The 20,608-nt window shown below is 43.9% G+C and carries 11 protein-coding genes; 4 read left to right on the top strand and 7 right to left on the bottom strand.

Annotated features, from left to right (window positions below; genetic code table 11):
* Window positions 1-253: 253 nt before the first annotated feature.
* The 3 genes from AB4Z17_RS22335 to AB4Z17_RS22325 all read right to left on the bottom strand — a co-directional run bounded on the left by AB4Z17_RS22335 (window position 254) and on the right by AB4Z17_RS22325 (window position 12,736).
* A complete protein-coding gene (locus AB4Z17_RS22335; RefSeq protein ID WP_441962147.1) occupies window positions 254-7,576 on the bottom strand; it encodes an endo-alpha-N-acetylgalactosaminidase family protein in 7,323 nt (2,440 codons plus the stop codon).
* Between the two features lie 892 nt (window positions 7,577-8,468).
* Entirely contained in the window at window positions 8,469-9,140 is a 672-nt protein-coding gene (locus AB4Z17_RS22330; RefSeq protein WP_441962145.1) for a hypothetical protein, read from the bottom strand.
* A 272-nt stretch (window positions 9,141-9,412) separates the two neighbouring features.
* Window positions 9,413-12,736 carry an outer membrane protein assembly factor BamB family protein gene (locus tag AB4Z17_RS22325; protein ID WP_441962143.1) on the bottom strand — a complete coding sequence of 1,108 codons (3,324 nt, stop codon included), beginning with the start codon at window positions 12,734-12,736 and terminating at the stop codon, window positions 9,413-9,415.
* A 579-nt stretch (window positions 12,737-13,315) separates the two neighbouring features.
* Here AB4Z17_RS22325 and AB4Z17_RS22320 point away from each other — a divergent pair.
* Window positions 13,316-13,531, top strand: coding sequence for a PspC domain-containing protein (locus AB4Z17_RS22320; RefSeq protein ID WP_076271803.1), 216 nt, complete (start codon window positions 13,316-13,318; stop codon window positions 13,529-13,531).
* Window positions 13,532-13,593: 62 nt separating this feature from the next.
* Complete coding sequence (locus AB4Z17_RS22315; RefSeq protein WP_076271804.1) at window positions 13,594-14,256, top strand: PspA/IM30 family protein; 663 nt, start codon at window positions 13,594-13,596, stop codon at window positions 14,254-14,256.
* 77 nt (window positions 14,257-14,333) lie between these two features.
* On the opposite strand, the gene AB4Z17_RS22310 is transcribed toward AB4Z17_RS22315, so the two are convergent.
* From AB4Z17_RS22310 to AB4Z17_RS22300, 3 genes are all read right to left on the bottom strand, one after another.
* The gene (locus AB4Z17_RS22310) at window positions 14,334-14,516 is read right to left on the bottom strand and encodes a hypothetical protein (RefSeq protein ID WP_339207419.1); all 183 of its coding nucleotides are present in this window, start codon (window positions 14,514-14,516) and stop codon (window positions 14,334-14,336) included.
* Window positions 14,517-14,700: 184 nt separating this feature from the next.
* Window positions 14,701-16,452 (bottom strand): sensor histidine kinase, encoded by a 1,752-nt coding sequence (locus AB4Z17_RS22305; RefSeq protein ID WP_441962141.1) that lies wholly within the window; start codon window positions 16,450-16,452, stop codon window positions 14,701-14,703.
* Window positions 16,449-17,207 (bottom strand): response regulator, encoded by a 759-nt coding sequence (locus tag AB4Z17_RS22300; RefSeq protein WP_441962139.1) that lies wholly within the window; start codon window positions 17,205-17,207, stop codon window positions 16,449-16,451. Before AB4Z17_RS22300 ends, AB4Z17_RS22305 begins: the two co-directional genes overlap by 4 nt.
* A 193-nt stretch (window positions 17,208-17,400) precedes the next feature.
* Between AB4Z17_RS22300 and AB4Z17_RS22295 the strand changes: the two genes are divergently transcribed.
* Both AB4Z17_RS22295 and AB4Z17_RS22290 read left to right on the top strand, forming a co-directional pair.
* Window positions 17,401-18,429, top strand: coding sequence for a peptidoglycan DD-metalloendopeptidase family protein (locus tag AB4Z17_RS22295; protein ID WP_441962137.1), 1,029 nt, complete (start codon window positions 17,401-17,403; stop codon window positions 18,427-18,429).
* A 20-nt stretch (window positions 18,430-18,449) separates the two neighbouring features.
* Window positions 18,450-18,926, top strand: a complete 477-nt coding sequence (locus AB4Z17_RS22290; protein WP_441962135.1) for a small multi-drug export protein — start codon at window positions 18,450-18,452, stop codon at window positions 18,924-18,926.
* A 62-nt stretch (window positions 18,927-18,988) separates the two neighbouring features.
* Here AB4Z17_RS22290 and AB4Z17_RS22285 read toward each other — a convergent pair.
* The coding region (locus tag AB4Z17_RS22285; protein WP_441962133.1) for an S-layer homology domain-containing protein at window positions 18,989-20,608 on the bottom strand (1,620 nt) is incomplete at its 5' end.

Here is a 20,608-nt window from a genome sequence, read left to right as displayed (position 1 = left end):
CTGCTACAGGGGCTACAGAATCCATGGGTTCCCTAATTCCGTCTCTTGCTTATCGGCTGACAGAATGTCATTCAATGGGTCAGGCGGCTTTTGTTTATCCGTCATCTGCTTAAAAGCAGCCATGCATCAGAATAGAAAAATAGCGATACAGGAAAACTCCCTGTAACGCTATTTTATCAAATTCAAATACTACTTTTGGGACAGACTAGTCTGTAATGTAGAGAAATCCACTAGTCCTCTAAAAACTTTAAATCTATTTCAAATAGTCGAACAGTCTGCTAAGTACAATCGCCGCTTCCGCTCTAGTCAGCTCTTTGTTGGCTTTGAGCGTTTGATCCGGCATGCCTTTCAACAAGCCTGCTTGGATACAAATAGCCAGCGCATTTCTGGACCAAGCGGCTGCTTGATCTTCGTCTTTAAAGCTCGATAAAATGGCTTCTTCAGATGTCGCAAGAGTCGGCAGCTTACCTTTCATTTGCAGCACTCGCGTGATAATGACAGCCATTTCCTCACGGGTAAGGGAACGGTCAGGCTCAAATCGATTGCCTCCTGTTCCTTGCAGCAATCCTGATTCCGATGCAGCCGATATCACATTGTTGTACCACTTGTCCCTACGCACATCTTCAAACGATTGAGAAGTGCTTGCTTGGAGATTGAATCCCCGAGTGAACATAGCCGCGATTTCAGCGCGAGTAATGGACGCATTAGGGTTAAATTTGTTTTCTGATACACCTGTTAGAATGCCTTTGGCTGCAAGAGCTTCAATCTCTTTTCTAGCCCAATGGCTGGCTGTATCCTGGAAAGTCACTTTAGTTCCCGCTCCCGGATCTGTGCCTGTGCCTGGACCAGTGCCCGCTCCCGGATTTGTTCCTGTTCCAGGATTCGTCCCTGTCCCTGGATCTGTTCCTGGATCTGTACCCGGTCCGCTATTGTCCGCCTGCACTTGCACCGTAACGATCGCTTTAAGCGTCGTACCTGCAACCGTGCCTTCTACTTCAAAAGTGCCCGTTTGCGCATAATCGGAAGCTTTGATCGCATTCCAGACGACCAAAAGATCTTTAACCGATTTGTCACTGTAAACGGCTCTCACAGTATGAGGCAGCACTGGCGCCTTTCCAACCGTAGTGGTCACTGACACTGTCTGCAAGCTTACAATAGCGATGACATGAGTCTCCAGCTCACTCACAGCTTTCTCCAAAGCTGTCCTCGCCGATTCAATTATTTCTATTGTTGCTTCAACATTGCTGCTTACTTCGATAGCGCCTTGCAGAGTCGCGGCTACAGTCGCCCATGTCACAGGCGTATACTCTGCTTCTTTAAGCGCTTGTGCATCTTTAATTGCTTGCAGGAGGAGCTCCTTGGCATAATCAACGCCCGTATTTTTGATGTAGAAATCATCCAATATAAAAGCATAATCGGAAGTCGCGTTACCGACGCCTTTGGCAATCATTTTAAACACGACCTGATAATCGTCTTGTGCTCCAGTGGTGAAGGTTTGGTTAAAGCGGATGTAGCCATCCTCTGCTTTAATCCCCGAATTAGGCTTGTTCTGCAGCGTTTCCTTCAACACGGCAGTGCCGGTCGAACGAGACAACACGCTGACCTCGTAGGTAACCCCATTTTCCATCGTATAAACAAAGCCAAGCTCATACGTCTTATTCGCTTTTAACTTAATGTCTGACTCATTTGATTTGATCAGTCTGCCCACGTCAGTTTCATTCAGCTTTAATGAATTCTGACCATTCAATACCCAAGTCATGACAGGACCGATTTTTTGGTCAGCTGCCTGAACAATCGGATTGTTGTCATGCGGGTTGCTCTCATCCGATGCAATATGAATCATTCGACTGCCGCCTCCATACTCGAAAGGCCCCCAGCCCTCATACACATTCTCAAAATCTTCCTTCACGACGTATCCAGCTTGCTCAGCACCGCTTCCCGCCGTCAGATGCTTCCAAATTCGGACATCATCGAATAGCACAGTGCCAGCTCCAGCATCTGCGATTAGCTTGATTGTTGCCGTTGTCGTGCCTTCTGGTACCTTAAATTTCACATTCATTCTCTGCCAAGTTGTGTCCACATATTTAAATGAACTTTGATGTGAACCGTCCAAGCCGGTTACATAATTGCTGTACGTTTTGCCGTTCATGGTTACCTGTAAAGAGGATTTTCTTCCTTTAACGGTTTGAGTCCATACACCAACCGTATACTCTCCTCCCGGAATCAATCCAGCGATTTGCTGAGACAACTCACCGGCACGGCTTCCCATTTCCGCATAGCGGTTCCAGTTGGACCTTACCATTTCTTTTGTCGTGTCGTATCCAACATCTCCTTGTACGACCTTAATAGAAGCATTGGCTACATCATTAACAGACCATGATCCTTCAACATTAAATTTCTCCGAATTGAAAGCAAAATCCTTAATCAGGCTGCCTTCTCCCCATTCACCCGCAGAAGGAATCAAGTTTAAAGCGTCTGCTGTCGCAGGATATAGAACATAAGGCGTATTTTTGCTTGCCTTCGCAATCGTTAGCGATCCATCCACCGCAGCAATCGTATCTACAAGCACCTTGCCTTGCTGCGTTAATTCATACATGTTAAACAATGCAACGTCTTTAAAATCATTTGTCAGTTGCCAAGTCGTCGTATTACCGGTCGTATTCCAGTGGTACAATTTAGCTCCTTCGTTTATTCCTAAAGTCTGATTGGTCTTCACATCCCACAGCCACGGGATCAAGGAGTCTGCTTCGCTCGTATGACGCTCGGCTGTATCCGTCGTTGTTCCGGTATCTTTCCAAGAAGAGATGACTTTCCCGTCTTTGGAAAGTTCAATCTTATTGGTTGCTTTAATTCGTTTGGATACAACATTTTGTTCAAAAGTCACTTGATCCGTCTCATATTTCATGACGCCATAATGCTGCATAAATTTTGTTGGAAGCACTTCATTGAAAAACACGGTTACACCCTGTTGAATATCTGGCTTCGAATCCCCCCAAGTCGCTACGACCGGGATTTTCTGGCCTTTAAACAGCGCGTTGCCGACGAAAATATCGAGGTCATTTTTAACCAATCGGTAAAGAATGCTTTTGTTTCCTTGGTTCGGATAACCCAAATCTGTTCCCCAATGGACAAATACCGATCCTGGCTCAATAGGCCCCGCAAATTCGGTTCCTACTTTCAGCCCCAAGCCATTCGCATACTGCAGCAATTTATAAGCGTTGTAATCGTTGCCTGTGTATACATCGATATAATAAAAATCCAAAGCTGGGTCATTCGGGTTTGCTGGATCTTTAGTGAGATTGTACAAGTTTGTAAATCGTGACTTCAGATCACCGCTCAAAACATCCTTTGTCTGATCTACATAGTAGCTCGTATCGATCCAATCCCAACCTTTTGCTAGCCGATCCTGTTTATAACCGTTTGGCGTAGCGCCTGTCAGATTGGAATAGTTCAGCTCGTTTGCATCAAGATGGTATTCTGTGGCGTTTAAATGAACGCCGACGCGAAGGTTATATTTGGCCCCTTCGTCAATCAAGTAGTTAAAATCAGCTAATCCGCCCTGTCTCACTCCAATGTTGGAGTAAGAAGGAATATCATCGTCATGCCCTTCCGCCTGATAACCTTTTTCCAAAATCATTTGTCCAAAGCCGTCGGAATAATTGTACAGCACTTTACCGGTGTCCAAAGCGTTCAGGAACGGATCATTTGCCTGACTGGCGAAGTTGAACGCAATGTACATCATATTGTTTTTCATGTCTTCAGCGCCGAACGGCTGCACGTATATTTCTTTACGATAAGCCACAGCCGCATCCTGCCAGTCTACCTTCCCATCGGAATTGCGATCCTCGGTAAGAACAACGTTATACCACGGCAGTGCTTCCTTTTCATTGCTCTGGGTATGACGATAAGTCCACGATCCTGGTTTTACGGTAAGCTTGTTTACAAGGGACTTTTTCTCGGCGTTAACGAGTATCTTATTTCCGCCGCTCATCACGTTATTTTCCATAGACGCGCCCAGTCCTTCTGCGCTCACCATCGTCATCGTTGCGCCGAATGAACCGGTTTGATTCATTTTGGACATGTCGTCAACCAGCTCTTCCGAAATCCCGTGCCACTTGCCGTCAGACTTGTTCCAAGCGTACGTCGCGCCTTTCATAGAGCTATCTACATAGAAGAGTGAACTGTTCAACTCGAGAGATCTGACAACAAAATCACTTTTTTCTTGAATTTCRCTCACTTCGAATCGAACAACGTTATTTTCTTTTGCTTCTATGAAAGCCTTAATCACCACGCCAATTTCGTCAAAAGCCATCGTATAGGCATATTTGCTTTCGCCAACCTTTTCCGAAACCGTCTGAGCTGTATACTCCGTATTGTTAATTTGTAATGTATTGGTTTGCTCGTCTGCTGCTTTCATCGTCTTATTGCCGACCAGATAAGAAAAAATACTCGGAAAATCCTTATTCAGCGTCACAGTCAAATCGTCTTTGGTGATCGAATCAAGCTCCGCCGCAAGCTGAAGCCTTGGCATGGATTCCTGTTCAACCACTTTGAGATTGGCAATCGTCATTTCTTTGGCGCTATACCAGGAACGCACTCCAAATTTCCCAGCCCCTGAGGTCACCGTATTATCCCTAACCGCGCCCATATCCGTCCTGTTGCCATCAGCATCAGTAATAGCGAAAGTAACTGTGTTGCCAATCAGATTCAATTCGATTTTATACACAGTATCAGCCGCCATGGAATACGCAGTAGGGAAGTTGGAATCGTTGCCGTTTGCAGAAAGCTTCCAAGTTCCATTGATGTCATGAACGATAGATACGTAGCGGTTATCGTCATATCCTCTCAAAATAAATCCATAGCGCCCTCCATCTGACCCAGCGCCTACACTCGTCTTGAAATCAAAGGTCACTTTCTGATCGACAACGTCTGGACTGTTATTATCGGTAACGAGAGATACGCCCGGCAGCCTTAATTTAACGCTGCCTTCGCCGCTTTCCAGCACGGCCGGACTGCTYGAATCCATCGCGCTCCAGTTAGGCGTTGCGAAGTCAGGCTCATAAATTCTGATTTCTTCTGCGGTCATCGCATCCATCTCAACTTGCATCACTTCATTTCCGGAATTATAAATTCCAAATGCACCCGGGGTGAAGTTTTTCGCTTGGACATTGCCCGCCAAAATGCCATTCACATAAAGATTCAACTCATCTTCGATCAACCGTACCCGCAAAATAAAATCTTTGCCAGGTACAATTTCAACGCTGTCTCCGATAGCTATTTTCTCTCCACCGTTAGCTTGATACATCCATTTTCCTTGACCTTCGTAATAAATGGCTGCATTGCCTATTTTAACTCCTGCGGACGGAGCATTTGTCCTCATCTTGACCTGGTATACGCCGTTTTTCACAGGTACAATATCTTCATTTATCGCAACCGATCCCAAAGCGATACTTCCCTTCAAATAACCATCGACGACTTGACTGCCGCCGAGTCCTGTCCAGTTCATGCTTGAAGCTGTCTCATAATATTGTTCATAATACATCTTGCCTGCTACAGGGGAAGTATCCATCTGGATAAATTCCTCCGTGAACAAAATGTTGTCCACATACAAGTCGCCTTGCCCGTATACTCCGAATGAACCTTCACCGAATTGTTGCCCGGGAGGTAAATTCGCAGCCAACTTAGCTCCATTTATACTTAGTGTGACCGAAGAGTCGCTATATTGTAATCCGACCTTATTCCAACTCATAAGTGATGGGCTCGATGAAACAGCGTCACTTGCTACAAAAGGGATAGTGCTRCCATCCTTCTCCAAAATCCAGTGGTCATTCGCAAATTTCACCAAAGAGTTGCTGCCTATAGCAAAACCAATCGAATCAGTCGTAGGTTTCACATCCAGCATATAGGTTGCGCTCTGAAGGAGAGGTGCGTCGTTATTCAATACGGTGCCCGTGATGCCGGACAACTTCAAGAAGCGATTGCTGCCTTCTTTGACGATGGATGAAGAGCCGCTGCTCCACCCTCCTGGAATGCCATCCTGGAAATTGTTGCTGTATTGCACCAATTCCTTTGGAGTAATCATTTGATTCGTATACTGCAGGTTGTCGATATACAGCTCTACTGTGCTTCTGATTCGAAGTCCAAACAAGCCAGCCGCATCGGTAAATTCAGCAAATGTAATATCGCCAACTAGCTTTTTGTTCATATAGACCGTAATTGTTTTTCCATTAAAATTGAACAATAGATTGTTCCATTTTCCCTGAATCGGATAAGGAATATTTAAATTACTGCCCCAACCGGAGCTGGATTCAGGCAACCAGCGATTTGGATCGACTCCGATTTCGCTAAAAATGCTTGCCGTCTCATTCATTCTGAAGCCAAATGCAAAACCTTGGCCGCTAGAAAGCTTAACAGGATTGACTAGCTTAAAGTCCAATGAAAGCGTACCCGATTGTAGCTGCGGGGAATCCAAATCTGCTCCGCGTTCTTTAGCTCCTTTTTTTAGCGATAATACCTTGTTGCCTGTAATGTCTGTTACCACTTGAGCGTTAAGTCCGGACCAACGCGGTGTGTACGCCGGGTCTTCATAATTTTGTACATAATTAATGATATCTGACGGTTTTTCGACTTGGCCAACGCCTTGAATGTTAATATCCTTCAAAACGACTTGTCCTGTCGCAAAACGTTTATACAAGGCCACCTGACCTATTCCAGCCTTCAAATTCAATAAATTCGTTTCTTTGTTGTAATAGGTAACGCCATCAACGATAACCAATAGCTTGTTTCCGTTATAACCAATTTTGATACGGTAATCGGTATCCATTTTCAGCTCAGGTCCTTCAAAAGATTCCCACGCGCCAGAACCATCTGGGCTTTGAATGACCCAAGTTGTACCCGCATCATAACGAATAGACAAGCCTTGGGTAGAATTATAGGCACCGATTACAAAGCCTATATTGCCTTGCGTCCCGCTGGTGTAACGCAGCGTTGCATCGATTGTGCCGGCGGACAGCCATGGTCCTTTATCCCAAGCAGCAATAGCGATATTTTTTTCTAACGAATTCATCTCTACCGTCAGCCCATTGTTAACCGATGTAGTCCCGTTTCCTTTCATAAAAGTCATCAATTCGGGCTGCATGGACTGATAGTTGTTGCTGTAGGAAACGATGCTTTGTCCATCTGGTACATTGCTCGTCATCTCATTCAGAAATACTGTAAAATCGTTTTCCCTCACTGTAACTTCGGCGGAAGCCTTGAGGGGAGTGCCTTGAACGCTGCCTTCAACTTTAAAAGCTCCCGCCTCAGCATATTGCGAGGGATCGATTTCGTCCCAGCTTACCTGAACTTGTCCAACGGATTCATCGTTAAATACAGCTTGTACCTCCAGCGGAAGAACCGGCGGGTTCCCTATTGTTGTGTTAATCTCGATAGAGGGAATGCTCGCGATCGTTTTTACCTCAACGACTTCCTCTGCATAGGATACCGCACTTGGCCATATAGCCAGTTGACTCAAAATAGCAAAACAAATCATCCAAACATACAATTTGAAAACCGTGCTTTTTTTCCTCTTAATCATCTTTCACCCATCCTCCATGGTAATCTGATCCTAATTGGATTTTATTAGCATAGAACAGATGAAAGCGCTTAAGAATGATCATTTTTGTTAGAAGTCTGATCTTTTTTGAAAAAAGTCTGTATGGGATGGGGGGAGCCACGGTGTTGCCCGCTTCAGCTGCATCTAGGTGCATTTCTGCTCCTATTCCGCCAACTACTTTTCAAATCCATTCTAATAGATGCACTTGTGCACCTATTTACGTGATTTCCATCTCGTTTGTCAAAAACAGGTGCACTTCTGCACTTATTTGCAATCCATGACTGGTCATGAACACTACTTACACAACTCACTACTGTTCAATCGCACTCCTTGCACACTTAACATAAACTCACTCCTACTCCAACTACACTTCACAAATGTACATTCCCACATAATCCAGCCGCTAACCCTACAAAAAAGCCGAGAGTAAAAGCTAGCTAGTTAAGTGAACACCACGGTTTGCAGCAGCAGGTTAATCTAAGCGCATAAATGCACTTATTCCACTAACTATTTTTCCAATCAGCTCAAATTGATGCACTTTTGCACCTATTTACGTCATTTCCACCTCATTTATTGAAAATAGATGCACTTTTGCACTTATTCAAACTTTTCGCGCCGTGCAAGCACACTTCACTCACACTACGTGCACAATCCAAATTCACACCCTACTCACACTACATTCACAATCCATATACACCATTTCAATCCCGCTGTATCTACAAAGTTGCATGCAATTAAATCACACTCCACATACAATTCGCATACAATCCAGTCACACTCCACATACATACAAGTCGCATCTACAAATGCACACGTTAACACATATTCAGCCTTCACTTCTAATTCCTCTCTTACCTACTTCCACTCCTAGTACCTAAATAAAAGGATAAAAAGCCGAGCGTATTAGCTCATAGCTGACAATACGAATGCCTTTTCCAGATACAACTGGACGCAGTTTGCCAACGTCACACAGCCTTTTCAAATATTTGACTGCTGTGCGGCGATTAATATGAAACTCTTTCATCACATCGGCTGGGCGAATGTTCTTGTTCGACCTTAACGCATAATGCAATAACTCACGCTCATAACGTGTCATGTTTTGCTCTTGTGTGTGTGTCACCAAATAAGGAGCCAGCAGCGACTGCAGCAAAGACACAATAAGTTGTGGCTTTTCCTCCAACTCGTCATAAGGTATGGACACGACGCGGTATCCAAGCACTTGCAGAAATGTCTCCCGATTTAATTCCCGTCGGTATCGAATTCGATCGGTATTCTGAACATGAGGTCCATACCCCTTAATTTCGAAAGCAAACCTCGTCGCTCCCCGCTGCCAAACTAAATCAATATAAAAAGGGTTCCCGCGCCAATCCACGACTTCGTACTCCGGATGTAAATGATCAAAACTACCCATCATCGGCCACCAAACTTGCTTCAAAAACAAACGTTCACCATGCCCATGTCCCCGCTGAAGCCTGCTCTTGTGCTCTCCCTTACTTGCACGCAAATGTTTTTTCAACCATTTCTCATGTTCTTCAGCAAATTCCATCTCTCATCCTCCTTGAAATGAAAAAACGTCCTTGGTTCCTCTTGTACAGAGGAAAACCAGGGACGTTCTACGTCACAATTTTTTATTCAACTTTTTATAATATGTCATACTATGACGTTCGACGTCACACTTTTTTTATTTACCTTTTTATAAGATGTCAGCCTATGACGTTCTACGTCACAACTATCTTATTCAACTTTTAAAAGATGCCAGCCTAGGACATTAATACCACATCTAAAGCTGTTTCCCTTTTTCACACTCTCTCTAAGTTGTTACATTCGTGCCAGTAGAGCAGCTGCCTCTGCACGAGTCAAAGTCGCGAGCGGCTTGAAGCTTCCATCCTTATAGCCAGTAATAATACCGGAATCTATTATTGCGCCCACCAGCCCAAGGTTTGATGCTTGTATGGATGATTTGTCAGAAATCTTAGCTAAGCCGTCCGTTTTTTCAATCAACTTTAGTGCTTTTGCTGTCCATACCGCTACCTCTTCTCTTGTAATCGGCTGTTCCGGCTTGAAGCGATTTCCATAGCTTGAAGCATCAATCCAGCCTTGTGCGACAGCCGCTTCAATAAAAGGCCTAGACCAGCGCGTGCTGGGGACGTCAAGAAATGACAGGTTTTCTGCTTGCGAAGAGACTTTCAATTTCTTCGCAAGCATAGCTAGAAACTGCTCCCTCGTTACCTGAGCTGCAGGACGATAGGTTCCATCAGGAAAACCGTCAACAACGCCTGCTGCAGCAAGTTCCTCAACAGCTCCTTTTGCCCAGTGCAGCTTCAAATCGGAAAATAAAAGTCCAGAAGTATGTTTAACCTCAATATCAGAGAAGGTTAATTCACCAGCTGAATCGATAACTGCTACTTGTAAGTTGTTGCTAATTTTACTTACTGCCGTCTTTTCTCCTGCAATAGGGAGCTGCCATTTCAGCTTGCCTGCTAAATCATACGATGCAAGGGAATGTCGTCCTAAATCAGATAAAGTAAGAAGCCATTCAGTCTGCTGCTGATTAATGCTATTGGATTCGAGATAACTTTTTACGTTAATAAAACGGACAAGCTCTTCTCCCTCCGTCACGCCAATACCCTCGCCAGGTTTAAATATAACGAGCTTTTCTCGGCTTAGAAATGGTCCTGTATAGGCGTATACCTTCAAATTTTTCTTCCATTTCGATTTTCCGTCTTTATCAACTGCTTCTACGGAGCCTTGTGAGCTGCCTGTAGCAATGGTGCCATCCTGAAGCAGCAAAGGTTTATAAAATGTATTATCTGACGCGCCAAGCTCATACTTCCAGCGTATGCTGCCAGATGAAGCATTAATAGCATATAGCGTGCCATGTCTACGAATTTGTACTATTCCTGAAGGAATAGTAGCACTCTCACCAACCCACTCATCTGCCGTAGTGATAACATATAAAGTGTCTCCAGTATCATTTAAAGTTGGCTCAAAATGTGTGATCTCTCCGCTCAAGGATATCGACCAAAGCCGAGTATCTGAAACATTTGATGCTTCAAGATAACTGGTAGCGCTTCGTTTGTTGCCATCCCTTACCATATTATTATTTGTGAAGCCTGAGTATCTATTACCGGAACGATCCCAGCCAAGCATAGTATTGCGCTGATTAGCTGCCACCATATTATGAAGAACCTGCTTGCCGCTGCTTGGATCAAATGCTGTAAGCAAACCGCTATTCGTTCCTACAAAAAGCCGTCCATCCGGTCCAATTGCAGGCCTCGCCCATACCTGCTCCTTCAAATCGTATTGCCACTGTAGCTTTCCTTCCAAGCTGACAGCTGCTACCTTCCCTTGACTGCTAAGTGCATAAACCGTACCATCATCCGAGATGAGGGGAGCCTGGTATACCTCATTAATACTGCTATTCAGTGTAGGCAGCGACACTCCCCATTTTTTCACAAGCTGAGCGCTATAGGTAACCCCAGGCTCATTCATATATGCTCGCTCGTTTACCTTAATTTTCATTGTCGTCTTCAGATGCAAATATTCAGCGCTCACCTCAACCTCGCCAGCTCCAACCGTATGAAGGCCGTTTTTATCAAAATAAGCAATTTTTTCATTGCTGCTGCGATAAACGATTCCCTGTGGATTGGTCTGCTCCTTGCCATCTGCCCACTTCACAGTCGCAAATAGAGAGTATGTAGTTTTTGATTCAAACGATGGAAATATGTTTCCAAACGTAATGGAAACCGCATCGCCCTTGTTTGAGGCTTGTTTGATTTCAAGCGCGCTTACCCTACCGCTCTCTGTTCCAACATATATCGTATTGGTATCCCTATACGTTAAATAAATGGGGGAATTCATGTTGTACTCTGTTAGCTTCGTTAATTTCATATCCGATAAAACTACTTTGTCATAACCGTTTAATAAAATCATTCCATTGTCTAACCAAACAACCGAGGTTGTGTAAATACCGCTCTTTATAGAGGAAAGCAGTTCCCCTCCTTGACTAATTCGAAGCAACCGATGCTTAAAATATTCATTTTGCTCGGTTTTCTCAACTTTCGTCTTATCATAACCAGTCAATGAGCTGTAGAAAAGAAGGAAACCATCTTTTTCCAGGTGCATTGCCGTTCCATTTTCCAATACATTAGTATCTTCGTCGATTTGCAGCTTCCATATCAATTTTCCTTGCGTATCAAATTTAGAAATGACGGCATCTCTCGTTACGATATAAGCGTTTTGTTGATCATCAAAAACAATAGGAGCGTAAGTCCTTGCACTTAACGAATAGCTTTGTTTCACAGCTCCCTCGCTGATCACTTTAACCTCACCTGGACTTCTGTCCTGATTAAGCTGTGAACTACCCGATTGATCTCCTTTTTTCGAAGCCTCTAAATATACGATTAAATTGCCTTGCTTGTCCGTCATTGGGGTATTATAAGATGATCCATACAAATTGACTTTCCAGCGCGATGAGCCGCTAGCATTTAATTCCTCAGCATAAGATGTAGATTCTAAGCTTAGCTTACCCTCAACTAATTTAGTATCTAGGTTATAAGATGTAATAAAAACCTTATCCTCTAAAGTGCCTGCGTGCTTTACCAAATTTCTAATACCGGTTCGTTCCATTGCTTTCTTGCCATCCGTGCGCAAGGCAAGCAGCAGCTCCCTTGATCTGACTTGAATATAGATTAAGCCGTTACGTTGAACGACAACCTTTTGAAAGCTTGAATAGGTTGTTTCATACTCCCATTTTTTAACGCCATCTTTGTTGAATGCATATAAATTCCCTCTTGAGCCGACATAAAGGGTCCCGTCTGCTCCTATTTCGAGCTGACCTTCCCTTTCTGAAGAAGTAACATCCATAGGACTAACATCAGCAGTCCACAGCTGCTTGCCAGCAGAGCTAAAAGCATAAACCTTCCCTTGCTGAGATAGGATGTACACCGTGCCGTCCTCACCGATGGCCGGATTCGCAGCTGCACCTCCCTTGATACTTTCGCTCCATCGCTCTGCTAAATAGGAAGCAGCAGGTTTAGCCTCATTCGCTTGGACAGAGGACGAAGCGCCTATGCTTGGAAGGAGCAGTGTAAAAACGATCAGCAAGCAAATTCCGATTTTATAATAAAACCATCTGTTCATGTTGGTCCCATCTCCCATTTATACTAATTATTATCTCTCAAATCTAAATTTATAATAGTAGATTGGTTGAATAGAGTAAAGGAATTTAGCAGCCTCTCTCGCTCAAGAAGGCGGTAAACAATAACCGACTAAGTCCTTATTCAGGATTCTCAGCCAGCAATTACGGTTCCGACTGATTACACAGCAGAGGGTTTGCCTGCAGGAATAGAATTTCTAAGCTGCTCCATTAAAGAAGCAAAGCTTCTACAGCTTAGCTACGGAATGAACATGTAACCCACAACCATAATTCTCTGGTTCTACAATGTGATCATCCCGATAAAGCTGCCCAAAGGTCTACTGACTCTCGGGCAGATTTTTTTATGGATTTACATCTACAACTGAGACCACCACCCAATCCCAATTGTAATTTCCAATAAAGAACAGCCTATAACTGCTATAAGAATAGCCGCAGCCCCGTCGCCCGTCGCAGACAGTCCCCGCCTAAAGCCTAGCACCGAAATGGCCCGAGGACCGTTACGAAACAATCTTCCAGAGACTACAATAAGGACATAGATGAGCTACACGAAAGGATGACTGTATATGAAAAAATTATTTCGATCAACGACAGACAGCAAGCTGACAGGTCTATGCGGAGGCATCGGACAATGGCTCGGCATTGATTCCACTATTGTTAGATTGTTAGTTGTCATTGCGGCGTTCTTCAGCTTCGGAACGGTTATACTCGCATATTTTATAGCTACCCTCTTTATCCCAAAAGCAATTAACAACGACTTTCGATTTGCCGATCACTATTAGATCAAATAAACGAATGAAAATGAAAATAAAACCAAACATAAAATTTTAAGGAGAGATTATCAATGGGAATTTTACAACGAGTAGTTAGTATGACAAAGGCAGCAGCAAATGAAATGTTGGACAAGATGGAAAATCCGGTCATGATGCTTAATCATTATTTGAGAGATTTGGATGAGGAAATTGCCAAAACTGAGCATGCGTTGGCACAGCAGCAAGCACAGGATCGTATGCTGCAATCTAAACTAAGTGAATTCAACGGTCAAGTAAGCTATTACGAGGGTAAAGCAGAGCAAGCGGCAGTTGAGGAACGTGAAGCAGAAGCACGTACGGCGCTTGAAGCGAAGCTGCTGTATCTAGAACAAGCTGAAGAAACGGCAAGACTGCAGCAGCTAGCAAAGCAAGCGGTACTTGACCTCGGTTATCGCATTGAGGCATTGAAAGAAGAGAAAACACGGCTGCAAGGAAAACGCGCTGAGCTCATTACTCGCGTGCAGCAGACAACTGCAACCTCTACCGGCTATTCCAACTCCCTTCATGGAAGCTCCGCTTCACAAGGGTTCGATCGGATTGAACAGAAGGTGATGGAATTAGAAGCACAACGTGAGCTTACAAAAGGTTCATACAACAGCTTACATGCTGGCGCATATGGTTCCGATCAGCAGCTCGAGCAGCGCAAAGCTCGTGTGGATGAAGAACTTAAACGGCTTCAAACTAAAAAAGCCTAAGTACAACTTAAAGCGGCGGGCAAGACGTATAGTAACGTCATTGACCGCCGCTTTATTCGTTAGAATATTATTTTAAATTAGGATGAAGAAGAGCCAATAAATTGAAATACGCCAATTGCTATCAGTAGAACGACGAATATCAGGATGAACCACAGTACAAACTTAAGAGCGTTAGAAGAATTCGATTTACGTTGAAGTTTTTCCTCAACGTTAACTAATCGTTCTTTAAGCTCCTGTATTTCTTTTTCCTGTTGCTGCATTCTTACCCCTCCCTGGCAAATAATCTCGATTGACAAGAATATGTTTTCTTTACATTTTTCATTCTTTTGTAGATTAAAAAAAACACTAGATCATCAATATATCATGATCTAGCGTTTTTTTCATTTATTTACTAATTTTACAGAGGTTCTTTAACTGTTGTTTGTTCGATGAAAGTCGATGTTGTCAGCTCCATATTAACAAAATCGTCGTCCCTTCACCCGGTGTTGTTTTCACCGTAATCCTGCCACCCATAGCTTCAATCAGTCCCTTCGATATAGCCATGCCAAGTCCAGAACCGTTGGTGGTGGATGCGGTATCCGTGCCGCGATAATAACGCTCAAAAAGCCGATTTAATGTAACTTCATCCATACCATCGCCATCATCGGTGAATTTTATCGTAATTCCGCCACCTTCTTCAGTCGCCAGAAGCGATACCGTCAAAACGGTATCAGGCGGGTTATGAAGCAGCGAATTAGCAGTTAAATTATTAACTACCCTCTCAAGCCAAGGTGTATATAATTGGACCCAAACATCATCTTGCGCAGCATGAAATACAATGCGCTGTTTTCCATAAGCAGGATCGGCCGCAGCCTGCTGAAGCGCTTCATAAAGCCAGGCGTTCAGTTCAACCTTCATCGTCTCAGGAGGAAGAATTCCCGACCTCAATCGGTAAGTCATAGCAAGATCGCTGATCAACATATCCATATGAGCCGATTTTTCCAGCATCGTCGCAGAAAATTTACGTACCTCCTCCTGAGACCAATCATATGCCGGCTCCGCTAATAAATGGGCATAACCAGTTATAGAGGATAACGGCGTCTTCAAATCATGGGTAACGCCAGCAATCCATTCTTCTCTCAGGCTTTCCGTTTGCTCCCGCATCGCTTGCTCTCTCTTCAAGGCATTGGATAGCTTTTCAATAGAAACCATCACATCAGCAAAAACACGATACCTTCGCCGCCATTTCCCTGCTGAAGTTCGGCTTCGATGAAGACCTCTACGATCAACAGGTTCTTCATACACGGTTTTCCCTATTGAATCGAGCCATACAAGCATGTGCAGCATCGGGGCGCCAAAACGATGGGCTTGCCATAATGAGAGGAGTACGAACAAGACCAGTAAGGAGATAAACAAGAAAATGGACCCAATAATGACTACCTGTGCTTCCTCCGGTATCCACTTCTTTTTGCCCGAGTCTCCCGCTACAGTATTCGGCTCTCCGACAAGCCAGGTGTTTCCAGTTTCCGCATCATGCGAGGTTGCTATCCGGTAACCGTATCTTTCACCATACAATGTGCGAAGCGAAAGTTCCGGAACGGAGTATAGGGAAGGCACCGCATCGGGCTTGTTATAGGAGACCAATTCCACGCCTGCCGAATCGATCAGTTGAACAAAAGCATGAGCCGATCTTATTTTTCCTGATAAGGCATCTGGAAGGACTAATTTCTTATCAGAAACAATGAATTCCACTTCATTTAATTGTTCCAAAATAGGCTCTATTACTTTTGGAGCCCCATAGACCATTGTGAATTTCTTCCCATCCTTCTGCTGTATCCATAGCGCAATCTGGTAAGGAAATGCGCTCTTCCCCATCCAGTGTTCCACTAATTCACCTGGTCCGTATTGGTTAGGAACATCTTTGGGCGTATTATAAGCACTTGCAACTTTTCCATTCTCATCTAGGCTTTGCAGCCAGCCATTGTTTTTCTTCACCTGTCTCAGCAAGCTGGGTGCAAACGTAATGCCGTTCTTGCCAAGCTTTGAGGATTCTACCATCTGTTCTAACCCTACACTGGCAAAATCACGTGTAATGTTAATTTCGCTAAACCGCTGCAGCATCCAATAAAAGGTTAGCGCAGCTATGAGAAGAACGATCATTCCTGCTATTGCGAGTTGAAGAACGAACTTTAGTGTTAGTTGTCGCTTAATATTCATGGCATAGTAAGCTCCTGCTGATCCGCTTTAACTAGTTTGTAGCCCATACCTCTGACGTTAACGATAAATTTTGGGTTAGACGGATCAGCTTCAATTCTTTCTCTTATCCGATGAATATGGACCATGACCGTATTGTCATCACTGAAGGCTTCTTCACCCCAAACCTTCTCATACAGCTCGCTTTTACTGAATATTCGATTAGGGTTTTTGCATAGAAAAAGCAGCAGCTGAAACACAAGCGCAGGACATGAAACAGCCTGTCCTTCAATAAATAGTTCACCTGCTGTCTCATCTAATTTAAACCGGCCGTAATCAAAAACGTTAGATTTTCGATTGTGAGAATCTTCTGAGGTATTTTTTAAGGCATCCGTTTCCGTTGACGAACTAAAGTACCGCCGCAGCTGCGCCCTTATGCGGGCTACCACTTCCAGCGGATTAAATGGTTTGGTAATGTAGTCATCTCCGCCAATCGCAAACCCTGTCAGCTTGTCGAAATCCGATGTTCTCGCGGTTAGAAATAAAATTGGCGCGTTCGTCGTTTGACGGATAAAAGGACATATTTCAATTCCGCTGCGCCCTGGCAGCATCACATCCAGTACAATTAAATCGTATTTTTTAGCTTCACAAGCTTCAATGGCTTCTTCACCCGATTGCACGGTATCAATATTCATGTAGCCTTCCTTGCGCAATACCGTCTGCAAAAGCTCCAGTAGCGCTTGCTCATCATCAACGAGCAAAATCGATGCATGGTTCATTCGTGCCAGCTCCTTCCGCCAACTGATGTTTATATCATCATAGCATGATTTTTTTCACTTTAAATCATTCTAATCTTAAGGGAAGCTTAATTCGTCCCCATTCACCCTTCTTAAAGTTAAGAGTGCGTTAATGATGGGTTTCATAAGAGCTAAGACTCTGCTGCTACAATGGTACTATCGGGAGGCGATGAAAATGAAAAAAGGAGCAACGAAATATATATATGGTACAGCAATGACTGCAAAATCGGCATTAGCCGCAGGTTCACTAGCTATACTTCTAGCCGCTTGCAGCGGAGGAAATTCAGCAGTGACCACCAACACAGGAGCTGTGCAAACAATGAACCCCACTGAGACGACGAACCAATTACTTAGGCCAGACGACCTGCCAAAGGCACTGCTGGACGGCAAGTATAAGGAAATTTATGCCCGTTTTAATCAGCCTTTAAAAGATGCGGTAAGCGAAGCTGATTTAGAAAAGACGGGAGAGGAGTTTGCGAATGGTATCCATAGCTTCGAGAAATCCTCTACTATAAAGCTTAATGGTTACGACCGGCGCATATGGGTAAGTGACGAGGGGAATAAGGGGCTTCTTGGAATGTTTGATTCTGACGGAGTCATTACATCAATTCAAGTTCAGGAACTAACTTCCTCACCTGAAACCGATTCGAAGCTGAGCAAAAATAAATATGCTTTACCTTTTGAAGGCGACTGGTTTGTATTTTGGGGCGGCGAGAATGTTCTTGTGAATTATCATTATGAACTAGAGATTCAGCGGTACGCCTATGATTTTATCCAAACAAAGGATCATTTTTCCTATAAAGGTGACCCGCTCAAAAATGAAAGCTATTATGCCTTCGAGAAAGAAATCATTGCTCCAGCGGACGGTACAGTCATATCGGTAGTGAATGATATTATAGATAATGCGCCTGTTGGGGTAATGAATCCGAATCAACCTGCTGGGAATAATGTCGTCATTGATCACGGTGGAGAATACAGCCATCTGGCACATCTGAGGAAAGGCTCTGCAACAGTTAAGCCAGGAGACAAGGTCAAAAAAGGCGACGTCATCGGTCTGACCGGCAATTCAGGCAACAGCAGTGAGCCCCATTTGCATTTTCAGCTATCAGACGGACCCGATCTATTCACTTCTCGATCCATCAATGTGACTTGGGAAAATGCGATGAAGCCGACTCAAGGCGAAACCATTTCCTCAGCTAATTAAATAATAACTGGAGGAACATTATGATTGAATGGATTCAGCAAACGGATGGGATATGGCCATATATTGTTTTATTTTTACTCGCAGCAGCGCCGTGGTTGGATGTATTTCTAGTCGTACCGCTTGGCATCGTAGCAGGATTATCGCCAGTAGCAGTGGCCATTATCGGATTTGCAGGCAACTTTCTTTTGGTACTGCTTCTGGGCCTGTTTTTCAAACAATTTTCGAAGTGGAATACGAATCGGAAATTGAAAAAGGGCATTACCACAATATCAAAAAAGGAGACTCGAGCAAGGCGAATTTGGGAGCGTTACGGCCTTCCCGGACTTGCCCTGCTGGCTCCCCTTATTGTGGGCACCGACATCGCGGCTTTATTAGCTTTGTCATTAGGCTCCTCGCGAAAACGCGTCATTCAATGGATGGCAGTCAGCCTTGCCGTATGGACCATTGTAATGGCGCTCGGCTCTGTTTATGGATTCAGCTATATGAAAATAATTTAAAAAAGGGTTATCTCACATTGGTGTATCCACCTTTGTAAGATAACCCTTTAGTATTTAGTCTTTTAAATCAAATTAGATTTTTTAAGAAGTCTTTGGATGATCACAGCCACTTCTGCTCTCGTGATTTCATCTTTTGGAGCAAGCACAGTGCTGCTTCTGCCTGAAAAGATCTCCACTTGCAAGCAATCGAGGATGCTGCTCTTCGCCCACTCGGATGCGGCATTCGCATCTTTATAAGGAAGCAGCAATTCTCCAGCTTCACTTGCTGCAAGACTAGGTTTCAAGCCGGTGATTTTCATTGCTTTTGCAATGATCGCCATGGCTTGCTCTCTCGTTATTTTGTCCATAGGACGGAAGGTTCCATCTTCATATCCATTAATAAGACCATTTGAAAATGCGGTTTGAATATAGCTGCTATACCATTCATTTTTGTTCACATCCGAGAATGACGATGAGCTTGTCTCCAATTTCAAACCTAATCCCCGAACGATAATAGCAGCAAACTCCGCACGAGTAATCGATTTATTTGGATTAAACATTTCATTGCCGACACCTGTTATTACCATTCGTGAACCCATATCATTCACAGCTTCTTTTGCCCAATGCCGCTCTACATCCTTAAATGCAAGTGGATGCCAGACAATGGTGTACGTGCTGTTCGTTAAGCTGTTCACTACGGCATAATACTTGTCATTCTTAACGACAAGTTTAGTTGGAACATGACGAACTGATCCATTTGGTTCGACCACGATCCCTGTCGTTATTCGGTTAGAATCAATGCCATTTGGAATAGCTATCATTCTTTCTACATACGCATCGAATTTAGAAACTTCAATCGTTTTTCCATCATACGAAGCTCGCACTGTAAAATTAAGCGGTGGAACAACCATCTCAAACTGGCCTTTAACTGCTGCACTTTCCACCATTTTTATGGTATCTGCTAATGGCTTGGCAATCTCTATCTCGAGCTTGAGGTCTTGAAGATTTAATTTTTTTCCAAAAAGCTTAGTCAGTGCATCAATGCTGATCTGTGAAGCAGGTATTGTATACGTAAATTGATCATGTTGAAGGACTAATGTAGCTTGCTTCTGTTCCAAATCAGAAATGATTTGCCCATTTATCTGTGAAGCATAAACATCTGAGCTGCCTTTTAACGGAATCGTAATGACAGCATGCTGATCCTCAGACTCCAATCTGTTCTTAAGCTTATTCGGATCCACGATAATGGTTGTGACCTTTTGGTTATTCACAATTTCTGTAGTCGCTTTACCTGCGTATTCAATTTTACCGTTCACCAGCACTTCAACATCGGTTTCGTCCGTTTTTGGCGGGTTTGGCTGTGAAGGTTCAATTGAATAAGTTGTTACCGTCAAGACATTCGAGTTTCCTTCATTCGCTCCGCCTGTTACAACTAGACGGAAGTCATATCCCGTTGCGGCGGACAAACCTGTTACCGTTGCTGTTGTTGCATTAGTCGCAAGTGCACCTGTTGTCGCTGTTGTCCATGTGTTTGTACCTGTTGGCGATTGCTCAACTTTAATGTTTGTTGCACCTGCTGCTGCGCTCCATGTGAACGTTGCGCTTGTTCCCGTTTTGCTTGCACTCGCGAAGTCTGTAAGTGCGATCGGGTTTGTCATCACCGTTACTACATTTGAATCGCCTGCATTCGCTCCGCCTGTAAC

It is taken from the genome of Paenibacillus sp. TAF43_2, from assembly GCF_052113545.1.
GTDB lineage: Bacteria > Bacillota > Bacilli > Paenibacillales > Paenibacillaceae > Pristimantibacillus.
The sequence above is the reverse complement of the archived record's forward strand: the minus strand, read 5'-3'. Positions and strand labels throughout refer to the sequence as shown.